Below are 11,500 nucleotides of genomic sequence, written 5' to 3' on the forward strand. Positions count from 1 at the left end.
GGCACCCTCAGTGACCGGCGGTGTGGGGCGCGAAACCGTAGAGGGCGAGCTTGCGGCGGTCCGCCGTCTTCACCGAGAAGCCCATGCAGAGCACCGGATCGGGGGCCAGCCGCACGGCGACGCCCTCGGGTTCCCGGTACCGCAGCTCGCGGTCGACGGTCACGGGCTGCCGGCCGGCCGGGGCGCCGGTCCGCACGTCGACGGCCGAGACGAAGGTGTTCCCGCCGGAATCGCGCGGGTTCCTCCCGTCGGCCCTGCTGTAGGGGTTCCCGGTCAGCTGGTAGACGTGGTCCCCGTACAGCGCGCACCCCTGGAAGGTCTCGTCCTCCAGGTAGGGGGTGCGGGCGATCCGGTGCACGGGGGTGTAGTCGTCCGCGACCACGTCCCGCAGGCGGTGCACGGTGTATCCGCGCACCGCCCCCTGCCGGTAGCCGACCAGGAGCCGGTCCCCGGCCATGTCGACGGCAGGGTGGACCCGGGTGGCGCCCTCCGGGGCGATCGGGTGGTGCCGCACCGCGGGGTCGTCGCCGTCGAGCACCGTGCCGTCGGCGAAGCGCACCCGGGCGACGGCCCGCCCGTACCCCGACTTCGGGCGGGACTCGACCCAGAGCAGGACGGTGTCGCCCCGCGGCTCCACCCCCATCGACAGCCCGTGGCCGAAGCCCCGCAGGTACATCCGCCCCAGGCGCTCCCCGGAGCGGGAGAACCGGGTGACGCACAGGTCCCCGTCGCGCTTGCGCCGGTCCGCGTCGACCGGCTCGTCCTCGTCGTCCGCCAGTGTCAGCCCGCCCTGCACCAGCTGCACCGCGTACACGTCCTGGCGCACGTCGTCGAAGGCCAGCGACTGCGGCCCCGTGGTGTCGCTCAGCGCGGTGGGCCGCCACAGCCGGGTCGGCCGGGCGATGTCGAAGCCGCCCGCGAGCGCGGGCGCGGGCACGTTCTTGGAGTCCTCGGTCCTGGCGTCGCCCCACAGGGCGAGTCCGCCCAGCCCGCCGGCGGCCAGCGCGGCCGTGCCGGCGATCAGGAGGGTGCGCCGACTGGAGCCGGAACCGGGGTGCGCCATGGTGCGGAAACCGTTCTCCCGAGGACAAGACCCGTCATTCTGTCACCCTTCGGGCGAGCGTCGAACGACCGTTCCCCGCACGCGAACGGCGGATGCCGGCGACCCCGGAGAGGGGCCGCCGGCATCCGCCGTGTCTCGGTGCGCGTTACGCCGGGACGCTCGCCACGCCCTGCGCCAGGAAACGCTTGCCGTTGACGCGCTCGGAGACGCCCTCGCGGTCCAGGTACGGCGTGATGCCGCCCAGGTGGAAGGGCCAGCCCGCGCCCGTGATCAGGCAGAGGTCGATGTCCTGCGCCTCGGCGACGACACCCTCCTCCAGCATCAGGCCGATCTCCTGCGCCACCGCGTCCAGGACGCGGTCGCGGACCTGCTCCTCGGTCAGGACGGTGTCGCCCTGCTTCAGGAGGGCGGCGACCTCGGGGTCGAGCTCCGGCTTCCCGGAGTCGTACACGTAGAAGCCCCGCTTGCCGGCCTCGACGACCGCCTTCAGGTTGGGGGAGACCGTGAAGCGCTCGGGGAAGGAGCGGTTCAGCGTCTCGGAGACGTGCAGGCCGATCGCCGGGCCGACCAGCTCCAGGAGGACCAGCGGCGACATCGGCAGGCCGAGCGGCTCGATGGCCTTCTCCGCCGTCTCGACGGGGGTGCCCTCGTCGATGACGTTCTGGATCTCGCCCATGAAGCGGGTCAGGATGCGGTTCACGACGAACGCCGGGGCGTCCTTGGTGAGGACCGCGGTCTTCTTCAGCTTCTTCGCCACGCCGAAGGCGGTGGCGAGGGAGGCGTCGTCCGTCTGCTCGCCGCGCACGATCTCCAGGAGCGGGAGGATCGCGACCGGGTTGAAGAAGTGGAAGCCGACCACGCGCTCGGGGTGCTTGAGCTTGGAGGCCATCTCCGAGACGGACAGCGAGGAGGTGTTGGTGGCGAGGATCGCGTGCGCCGGGGCGACCGCCTCGACCTCCGCGAACACCTTCTGCTTGACGGACATCTCCTCGAACACGGCCTCGATGACGAAGTCCGCGTCCGCGAAGCCCTCGGCCTTGTCCAGGACGCCGGAGACCAGGCCCTTGAGGCGGTTGGCCTTGTCCTGGTTGATGCGGCCCTTGCCGAGCAGCTTCTCGATCTCGGCGTGCACGTAGCCGACGCCCTTGTCGACGCGCTCCTGGTCGATGTCGGTCAGGACGACCGGCACCTCCAGGCGGCGCAGGAAGAGCAGGGCCAGCTGGGAGGCCATCAGACCGGCGCCGACGACGCCGACCTTGGTGACCGGGCGGGCCAGCGACTTGTCCGGGGCGCCGGCGGGGCGCTTGCCGCGCTTCTGCACCAGGTTGAAGGCGTAGATGCCGGAGCGCAGCTCGCCGCCCATGATCAGGTCCGCGAGGGCCCGGTCCTCGGCGTCGAAGCCCTTCTGGAGGTCCCCGTCCTTGGCGGCCTCGATGATGTCGAGGGCGCGGTAGGCGGCCGGGGCGGCGCCGTGCACCTTGGAGTCGGCGACGAAGCGGCCCTTGGCGACGGCCCGGTCCCAGGCCTCGCCGCGGTCGACCTCGGGGCGCTCGACGGTCGTGGTGCCGTTCAGGACGGAGGCCGTCCAGATCAGCGACTGCTCCAGGAAGTCCGCGCCCTCGAAGAGCGCGTCGGCGATGCCGAGCTCGAAGACCTGCTGGCCCTTGAGCTGACGGTTCTGGTTCAGCGAGTTCTCGATGACGACCGAGACGGCCTTCTCGGCGCCGATCAGGTTCGGCAGGAGGGCGCAGCCGCCCCAGCCGGGCACCAGGCCGAGGAAGACCTCGGGCAGCGAGAAGGCCGGCAGGGCCTTCGAGACGGTGCGGTAGGTGCAGTGCAGACCGACCTCGACGCCGCCGCCCATGGCCGCGCCGTTGTAGTACGCGAAGGTCGGCACGGCGAGGGAGGACAGACGCTTGAAGACGTCGTGGCCGCCCTTGCCGATGGCGAGGGCCTCGTCGTGCTTCTTCAGCAGCTCGACGCCCTTGAGGTCGGCGCCGACGGCGAAGATGAACGGCTTGCCGGTGAGGCCGACGCCGACGATCTCGCCGTTCGCGGCCTCCGCCTCGACCTGGTCGATCGCCGTGTTCAGGTTGGCGAGGGACTGCGGGCCGAAGGTGGTCGGCTTGGTGTGGTCGAAGCCGTTGTCCAGCGTGATCAGCGCGAACCGGCCCGCACCCGCGGGCAGTTCGAAGTGCCGTACGTGGGCGCTGGTGACGACCTCGTCCGGGAAGAGCTCGGCGGCGCCCTTCAGAAGCTCGGCGGTGGTGCTCACTTGCCCTCCCAGTGGGGGTTCTCCCAGATGACCGTCGCGCCCATGCCGAAGCCGACGCACATGGTGTTGAGGCCGTAGCGGACCTGCGGGTTCTCCTCGAACTGGCGAGCCAGCTGCGTCATCAGACGGACGCCGGAGGAGGCCAGCGGGTGACCGTAGGCGATGGCGCCGCCGTACTGGTTGACGCGGGCGTCGTCGTCGGCGATGCCGTAGTGCTCCAGGAAGGCGAGGACCTGGACGGCGAAGGCCTCGTTGATCTCGAAGAGGCCGATGTCCTCGATGGACAGGCCGGCCTGGGCCAGGGCCTTCTCGGTGGCCGGGATCGGGCCGTAGCCCATGACCTCGGGCTCGACACCGGCGAAGGAGTAGGAGACCAGGCGCATCTTGACCGGGAGGTCGTTCTCCCGGGCGAAGTCCTCGGAGGCGATGATCGAGGCGGTGGCTCCGTCGTTCAGGCCGGCCGCGTTGCCCGCGGTCACGTTGCCGTGGACGCGGAACGGCGTCTTCAGGTTCGCCAGCGACTCCAGGGTGGTGCCCGGGCGCATCGGCTCGTCGGCGGTGACCAGGCCCCAGCCCGTCTCGCCGCCCTCGGGGGAGGTGCGGCGGACCGAGATCGGCACCAGGTCCTGCTGGATCTTGCCGTCGGCGTACGCCTTGGCGGCCTTCTCCTGCGAGCGCACGGCGTACTCGTCGGCGCGCCGCTTGGTGATGCTCGGGTAGCGGTCGTGCAGGTTCTCGGCGGTCATGCCCATGAAGAGGGCGGACTCGTCGACGAGCTTCTCCGACACGAAGCGCGGGTTCGGGTCGACGCCCTCGCCCATGGGGTGGCGGCCCATGTGCTCGACGCCACCGGCGATGACGGCGTCGTAGGCGCCGAAGGCGATCGAGCCGGCGGTCGTGGTGACGGCGGTCAGCGCGCCGGCGCACATGCGGTCGATGGAGTAGCCCGGCACCGACTGCGGCAGCCCGGCGAGGATGCCCGCCGTACGGCCGAGGGTCAGACCCTGGTCGCCGATCTGCGTGGTCGCGGCGATGGCGACCTCGTCGATCTTCGCGGGGTCGAGGCCCGGGTTGCGGCGCAGCAGCTCCCGGATGGCCTTGACGACGAGGTCGTCGGCGCGGGTCTCGTGGTAGATGCCCTTCGGGCCCGCCTTGCCGAACGGGGTGCGGACGCCGTCGACGAAGACGACGTCCCTGACGGTACGAGGCACGATGGCTCTCCTCCAGGGTGCGGGATGGCACTGCTGCTGCGGCGCACGCCTAAGCGCGCGCTTGCTCCCCCCATGCTACTTACGGGTAACCATGCTGCCCACCCCTTGGGGGCCAAGCGGCGAAGGTCACACCGGGAACTCTGCCGGACCCGCCCGGAAACGGCGGAACCCCCGTCACCCTTCCGGGTGCGGGGGCTCCTCGGGCGGAAGCTCCGCTCGCGGGATTACGCGGTCGCCGCCAGCGCCTTCACCAGGAGCGGGGTCACGAGCTCCACCTGCCAGGGACGCGCCCCGTGGCCCGTCAGGGCGGCGGCGACGCGGTCGGCGTCGGCCGGGGACGGCGGCTCCCAGCAGACCCGGCGCACGGTGTCCGGGGTGATCAGGTTCTCCTGCGGCAGGTTCAGCTCCTCCGCGAGCGCCGAGACCGCCGCGCGCGCCGCCGAGAGGCGGGCCGCCGCGACCGGGTCCTTGTCGGCCCAGGCGCGCGGCGGGGGCGGCCCCGCCGGCTGCTGGCCCGGCTGGGGCAGCTCGCTCTCCGGCAGCGCCCTGGCCCGGTCCACCGCCGCCTGCCACTGCTCCAGCTGGCGCCGGCCCATCCGGTGGCCGAAACCGGTCAGCGCGGTCAGCGCGGCCAGGTTCACCGGCACCGCGAGCGCCGCCTCCACGATCGCCGCGTCGCTCAGCACCTTGCCGGGGGAGACGTCGCGCCGCTGGGCCACCCGGTCGCGGGCCGTCCACAGCTCCCGTACGACCGCCATCTGGCGGCGGCGGCGCACCTTGTGCATGCCGGAGGTCCGCCGCCACGGGTCCTTGCGCGGCGGGGCGGGCGGGGCGGCGGCGATCGCGTCGAACTCCTGGCGCGCCCACTCCAGCTTGCCCTGCCGGTCGAGCTCCTCCTCCAGGGCGTCCCGCAGGTCGACGAGGAGTTCGACGTCGAGCGCCGCGTACCGCAGCCAGGGCTCGGGCAGCGGCCGGGTCGACCAGTCCACGGCGGAGTGGCCCTTCTCCAGGGCGTAGCCGAGGACGGACTCGACCATCGCGCCGAGGCCGACGCGCGGGAAGCCCGCGAGCCGCCCGGCCAGCTCGGTGTCGAAGAGCGAGGTCGGCCGCATGCCTATGTCGCGCAGGCAGGGCAGGTCCTGGGTGGCGGCGTGCAGGATCCATTCGGCGCCGGCCAGCGCCTCGCCGAGCCCCGAGAGGTCGGGGCAGCCCACGGGGTCGATCAGAGCGGTGCCCGCGCCCGCGCGGCGGAGCTGGACGAGGTAGGCGCGCTGGCCGTAGCGGTAGCCGGAGGCGCGCTCGGCGTCCACGGCCACGGGGCCGGTTCCGGCGGCGAAGGCGGCGATCACCTCCGCGAGCGCGTCCTCGGTCTCGACGACGGGCGGCACCCCCTCGCGGGGCGCCAGCAACGGGGTCGGAAGCCCATTCGCAGGGACGTCGTCGTCCGGGGGGGCGCCCCCGGTGGTGCGCAGTGCTGTGTCTGCTGCGGTCTCTTGGGCGTCGGTCACCCGTCAAGGGTATCGGTGAACGGTGGGCACCTGTCGGCGGAACGTTCCGCCGACAGGTGCCCACCGGGTCGACCGACGCGGATCAGTGGATGATTCCCGTCCGCAAGGCCACCGCGACCATTCCGGCGCGGTCGCCGGTGCCCAGCTTGCGGGCGATGCGGGCGAGGTGGCTCTTCACGGTCAGGGCGGACAGGCCCATGGAGACGCCGATCGCCTTGTTCGACTGGCCCTCCGCGACGAGCCGCAGCACCTCGACCTCACGGCCGGAGAGCTCGCGGTAGCCGCCCGGGTGGCTCGGGGCACCCGGGGGGCGGCGGTGGCCCAGACGGGCCGCCGCGGCGCCGATGGGGGCGGCGCCGGGGCGGGTGGGGTGACCGATGTTGGTCCGGGTGCCGGTGACGACGTAGCCCTTCACGCCGCCCGCGAGGGCGTTGCGCACGGCGCCGATGTCGTCGGCGGCCGAGAGGGCGAGGCCGTTGGGCCAGCCCGCGGCGCGGGTCTCGGACAGCAGGGTCAGGCCGCTGCCGTCGGGCAGGTGGACGTCGGCAACGCAGATGTCGCGCGGGTTGCCGACGCGGGGGCGGGCCTCCGCGATGGACGACGCCTCGATCACGTCACGTACTCCGAGGGCCCACAGGTGGCGGGTCACGGTGGAACGGACGCGCGGGTCGGCCACGACGACCATGGCCGTCGGCTTGTTCGGGCGGTAGGCGACCAGGCTTGCGGGCTGCTCGAGGAGAACGGACACCAGGCCTCCTGGGGGGGAAGGTGGGGGACGGAGCCGGCTCGGGGAAGAAGCCGGGGGGCGGACCCGTGCTGCGAAGGGGTCACTGACTCCTTCGGCAGCAGGGCCGCCCGCCTTTAGGGAAAGATCACGATTTGGTGAGTAACAATCAGGACAATTCGGACGGCTGATCGATCATCCTACGAGCGACGCCCGCTCCTTCACCCTCCCGGGGGAGCCCCGGAGCGCCTTCCGAACGCTTTGTGCGAGGCGCCGGAGCACCCCCCGGGGCCCCGGTCCCCGAGGAATCAGGCCTGCTGCGGCCCCCGCCGCTGCGGCAGCGAGACGACGCCCCCGCCCGTGGTCGTCCCCGCCGCCCCCGGCTCGACCGGCGCGGGCGGAAGCCCCGCGATCTGGCAGAGCAGGTCGCACCAGGCCGCCAGGTGCGCCCCCGTGTCCGGCACCCCGCCCAGGCCCTCGCGCGGCGTCCAGGACGCCCGGATCTCGATCTGGGTCGCCGGCCGCCGGTCCGCGAGCCCGCCGAAGTAGTGCGAGCCCGCCATCGTCACGGTCCCGCTCGCCTCCCCGTACGGAAGCCCCCGCGCCTCCAGGGCCCCGGTCAGCCAGGACCAGCACACCTCGGGCAGCAGCGGGTCCGCCGCCATCTCCGGCTCCAGCTCCGCCCGGACCAGCGTCACCAGGCGGAACGTTCCCTTCCAGGCCTCGTGCCCGTCCGGGTCGTGCAGCAGCACCAGCCGCCCGTCCGCCAGGTCCTCCTCGCCGTCGACGACGGCCGCCTCCACCGCGTACGCGTACGGCGCCAGCCGCTGCGGCGGCCTGGTCGGGTCCACCTCGATCTCGGACCGCAGCCGCGCCGCGCGCAAGGCCTCCACCGCCCGCCGGAAGGCCGGTGGCACCGGGTTCGTCTCCGTACTGCCCGCCGTTTCGTCCGTCCCTCGATCGCCGTCGGAATGATCGGAAAAGTGTCCCTGAGCCGCAGCCATGCGGGGAAGAGTAGGCGGAACGGGGCCTCCGTGCAGGGAGGGACACCCGGCCCGGACGAGCGGCTTCCCGCCACATGCGAAGATTCTGGGCGTGAGCGCCAACGACAGCCCGCAGGGCCAGCAGACGAAGCAGCAGTCGCGGACGTACGACTCCGCGTTCCTCAAGGCGTGCCGGCGCGAGCCGGTGCCGCACACCCCCGTCTGGTTCATGCGGCAGGCCGGGCGCTCCCTCCCCGAGTACCTGAAGGTCCGCGAGGGCATCCCCATGCTGGAGTCGTGCATGCGGCCCGAGCTGGTCACCGAGATCACGCTCCAGCCGGTGCGGCGCCACAAGGTCGACGCCGCCATCTACTTCAGCGACATCGTCGTCCCCCTCAAGGCCATCGGCATCGACCTCGACATCAAGCCCGGCGTCGGCCCGGTCGTCGCCGACCCGATCCGCACCCGCGCCGACCTCGCCCGGCTGCGCGACCTCACCCCCGAGGACGTCCACTACGTCACCGAGGCCATCGGCATGCTCACCGGCGAGCTGGGCGACACCCCGCTCATCGGTTTCGCCGGCGCGCCCTTCACCCTCGCGAGCTACCTCGTCGAGGGCGGTCCGTCGCGCAACCACGAGCACACCAAGGCGCTCATGTACGGCGACCCGCAGCTCTGGGCCGACCTCCTCGACCGCCTCGCCGGGATCACCTCGGCCTTCCTCAAGGTCCAGATCGAGGCCGGCGCCTCCGCCGTGCAGCTCTTCGACTCCTGGGTCGGCGCCCTCGCCCCGGCCGACTACCGCCGCTCCGTGATGCCCGCCTCCGTGAAGGTGTTCGACGCGGTCGCCGGGTACGGCGTCCCGCGCATCCACTTCGGCGTCGGCACGGGCGAGCTGCTCGGCCTCATGGGCGAGGCGGGCGCGGACGTCGTCGGCGTCGACTGGCGCGTCCCGCTCGACGAGGCCGTCCGCCGCGTCGGCCCCGGCAAGGCGCTCCAGGGCAACCTCGACCCCGCCGTCCTCTTCTCCTCCCGCGAGGCCGTCGAGGCCAAGACGGACGAGGTCCTGGCCGCCGCGAAGGGCCTGGAGGGGCACGTCTTCAACCTGGGCCACGGCGTCCTGCCGACCACCGACCCGGACGCGCTGACCCGCCTCGTCGAGTACGTCCACACCCACACGGCCGTCTGACCGCCGGGCGGCACTCGCGCGACGGCGGCGGCCGCCGGGGAACCCCCGGCGGCCGTCGCCGTTCTCCGTCCTTCGGGAAAGGACCTCCTCAGCCCGCCGCGCGGACCGCCGCCGTCGCCTTGCGGGCCGCGACGAGCACCGGGTCCCACACCGGCGAGAACGGCGGTGCGTACCCCAGGTCCAGGGCCGTCATCTCCTCCACCGTCATCTTCGCCGTGAGCGCCACCGCCGCCACGTCCACCCGCTTCGCCGCGCCCTCCCGGCCCACGATCTGCGTCCCGAGCAGCCGCCCGGTCCGCCGCTCGGCCAGCATCTTCACCGTCATCGGCGCCGCCCCCGGGTAGTAGCCCGCGCGGCTCGTCGACTCGATCGTCACCGTCACGAACCGCAGCCCCGCCTCCCGGGCCTCCTTCTCCCGCAGGCCGGTCCGCGCGATCTCCAGGTCGCACACCTTCGACACCGCCGTGCCCACCATGCCCGGGAAGGTCGCGTAGTCGCCGCCGACGTTCGACCCGATGACCTGGCCCTGCTTGTTCGCGTGCGTCCCGAGGGCCACGTGCCGCATCCGGCCCGAGACCAGGTCCAGGACCTCGACGCAGTCGCCGCCCGCCCAGACGTTCCCGTGCCCCCGCACCCGCATGCCCAGGTCGGTGAGCAGCCCGCCGTACGCCCCGAGCGGCAGCCCCGCCTCCCGGGCGAGCGAGGTCTCCGGCTCCACCCCCGTGCCCAGGACCACCACGTCCGCGGGGTACTCCTCCTCGTCCGTCGCCACCGCCCGGACCCGGCCGTCGGGCCCCGTGAGGACCTTCGTGACCTCGGCCGAGTTGACCGTCCTGATCCCGAGCCCGTCCATCGCGTCGTGCACGAGCCGCCCCATGTCCGGGTCGAGCGTCGCCATCGGCTGCTCGCTGCGGTTGAGGACGGTCACCTCGTACCCCCGGTTCAGGAGCGCCTCGGCCATCTCCACCCCGATGTATCCGGCGCCGACCACCACCGCCCGCCGCCCCTCCGTACCGGAGCCCTCCGTACGGGACAGCGCGTCGATCAGGGCCTGGCCGTCGTCCAGGTTCTGCACGCCGTACACCCCGGGCGCGTCGATCCCCGGCACCGGCGGGCGCAGCGGCCTGGCCCCCGTCGCGATCACCAGCTTGTCGAAGCCGGTCCACTCCTCCGTACCGGACTCCAGGTCCCGGGCGCGGACCCGCTGCCCGCCGACGTCGATCTCCGTCACCTCGGTCCGCGTCCGCAGCCCGATGTCACGGGCGCGGTGCTCCTCGGGGGACCGCGCTACCAGCTCGTCGCGCGAGCCGACGTCCCCGCCGACCCAGTAGGGGATGCCGCAGGCCGAGTACGAGGAGAAGTGCCCGCGTTCGAAGGCGACGATCTCCAGCTCCCCGGGGGACCTGAGCCTGCGCGCCTGCGACGCGGCGGACATGCCCGCCGCGTCGCCACCGATGACCACCAGTCGTTCGCTCATGGGGACGACGCTACTTCTCCGGGGCCCCTCCGGTCTCCGGGGCCTCCGGTCCCACCGGCGCCCCGGCGGCGTTCCGTTCGACCGCCGGCCCTCCGGGGCGCGGCCCCGGCACCGGCGCGGGGCGGCGGGCGGCGAGCCGGGGGCGGACCAGCCGGCGCCAGAGGACGAAGGCGACCAGGCCGACCGCGAGCCACGGGGCCAGGGCCGCGAGCACGATCAGGACCCAGGCCACCACGCCGACCAGGGCGTTCCAGCCGCCGCCCAGGGCCTCCAGGAAACCGGGACGGCCCTCCTCCCGCTCCTCGTCCTCCGGCTTCTCCTTCCGCTCCTCGGTGAGCTGGAGGGTGATCGTCGCCAGCGACGTCCGGTCCTTCAGCGAGGCCTCCCCGGCGAGCAGCGCCTCCAGGTCCGCCTGACGCCGGCTCAGCTCGGCCTCCAGGGTCACCACGTCGGACAGCGCGTCCGCCCGGTCCATCAGCTCCCGCACCCGCGCCACGCTCGCCCGCTGGGTGGCGATCCGGCTCCGCACGTCCACCACCTGGTCGGTGACGTCCTTCGCGTCGGCCTTGCGGGACAACAGCCTTCCCGTGCCCGCCAGTTCGGCCAGGACGGAGTCGTACTCCGCCTGCGGCACCCGCAGCACGACCCGGGAGGCGAGGTACGCGTCGTCGATCCGCTCCGTCGACTCGTCCTCGACCCGCCCGCCCGCGTCCACCGCCGCCGCACGGGCGGTGGCCAGGGCCTTCGTCGCGTCCGCGACCTCCACGGACAGCGAGGCGGTACGGATGACGTGCTGCGGGGCCGGAGCCTCCGCCGCCGCCCGCCCGGATCCGGAACCGGACGCGGCCCCCGAGGAGCCGTCCGCCGCGCCCCCGCCCGGCTCCGGCGCGGCGGGCCGCGCCGCCCGCGCGCCCCCCGCCTTGCCGCCCGCGTCCGTACCGCCCGCGCCGCAGCCCGTCAGGACCAGTGACGCCGTCAGCAGGACGGCGGCCGTCGTATGCGCTCTCCGCACGGGAACCCCCCAAGGTGGTGACGATCGATGCCCCTTTGACGTACGACCCGGTGGCGCG

Annotated in this window: 9 protein-coding genes; 1 reads left to right on the forward strand and 8 read right to left on the reverse strand. The window is 73.4% G+C overall.

Annotation, left to right across the window (positions count from 1 at the left end; all coding sequences use genetic code 11):
• Positions 1 to 7: 7 nt before the first annotated feature.
• The 6 genes from ACFY7E_RS28100 to ACFY7E_RS28125 all read right to left on the reverse strand — a co-directional run bounded on the left by ACFY7E_RS28100 (position 8) and on the right by ACFY7E_RS28125 (position 7,785).
• Positions 8 to 1,063 (reverse strand): signaling protein, encoded by a 1,056-nt coding sequence (locus ACFY7E_RS28100; protein WP_389489629.1) that lies wholly within the window; start codon positions 1,061 to 1,063, stop codon positions 8 to 10.
• Between the two features lie 145 nt (positions 1,064 to 1,208).
• Complete coding sequence (locus ACFY7E_RS28105; protein WP_389489632.1) at positions 1,209 to 3,338, reverse strand: 3-hydroxyacyl-CoA dehydrogenase NAD-binding domain-containing protein; 2,130 nt, start codon at positions 3,336 to 3,338, stop codon at positions 1,209 to 1,211.
• Positions 3,335 to 4,549 carry a thiolase family protein gene (locus tag ACFY7E_RS28110; RefSeq protein WP_389489634.1) on the reverse strand — a complete coding sequence of 405 codons (1,215 nt, stop codon included), beginning with the start codon at positions 4,547 to 4,549 and terminating at the stop codon, positions 3,335 to 3,337. The genes ACFY7E_RS28105 and ACFY7E_RS28110 overlap by 4 nt, the downstream gene beginning before the upstream one ends.
• Before the next feature lie 224 nt (positions 4,550 to 4,773).
• Positions 4,774 to 6,057: an HRDC domain-containing protein gene (locus tag ACFY7E_RS28115; RefSeq protein WP_389489636.1), complete on the reverse strand. Its 1,284-nt coding sequence runs from the start codon at positions 6,055 to 6,057 to the stop codon at positions 4,774 to 4,776.
• 82 nt (positions 6,058 to 6,139) lie between these two features.
• On the reverse strand, positions 6,140 to 6,805 hold the full coding sequence (locus ACFY7E_RS28120) for a response regulator transcription factor (RefSeq protein ID WP_015037008.1): 666 nt from the start codon (positions 6,803 to 6,805) through the stop codon (positions 6,140 to 6,142).
• Between the two features lie 284 nt (positions 6,806 to 7,089).
• Entirely contained in the window at positions 7,090 to 7,785 is a 696-nt protein-coding gene (locus ACFY7E_RS28125; protein WP_389489639.1) for a DUF3000 domain-containing protein, read from the reverse strand.
• 91 nt (positions 7,786 to 7,876) lie between these two features.
• On the opposite strand from ACFY7E_RS28125, the gene hemE reads away from it, so the two are divergent.
• A complete protein-coding gene (gene hemE / locus ACFY7E_RS28130) occupies positions 7,877 to 8,953 on the forward strand; it encodes a uroporphyrinogen decarboxylase (protein ID WP_383448271.1) in 1,077 nt (358 codons plus the stop codon).
• An 88-nt stretch (positions 8,954 to 9,041) separates the two neighbouring features.
• On the opposite strand, the gene ACFY7E_RS28135 is transcribed toward hemE, so the two are convergent.
• Positions 9,042 to 10,430 (reverse strand): FAD-dependent oxidoreductase, encoded by a 1,389-nt coding sequence (locus ACFY7E_RS28135; RefSeq protein ID WP_389489641.1) that lies wholly within the window; start codon positions 10,428 to 10,430, stop codon positions 9,042 to 9,044.
• A 10-nt stretch (positions 10,431 to 10,440) separates the two neighbouring features.
• Positions 10,441 to 11,442, reverse strand: a complete 1,002-nt coding sequence (locus ACFY7E_RS28140; protein ID WP_389489643.1) for a DUF4349 domain-containing protein — start codon at positions 11,440 to 11,442, stop codon at positions 10,441 to 10,443.
• Positions 11,443 to 11,500: the final 58 nt, after the last annotated feature.

The organism is Streptomyces sp. NPDC012825, assembly GCF_042900925.1.
In the GTDB taxonomy this organism is placed as follows: Bacteria; Actinomycetota; Actinomycetes; order Streptomycetales; family Streptomycetaceae; genus Streptomyces.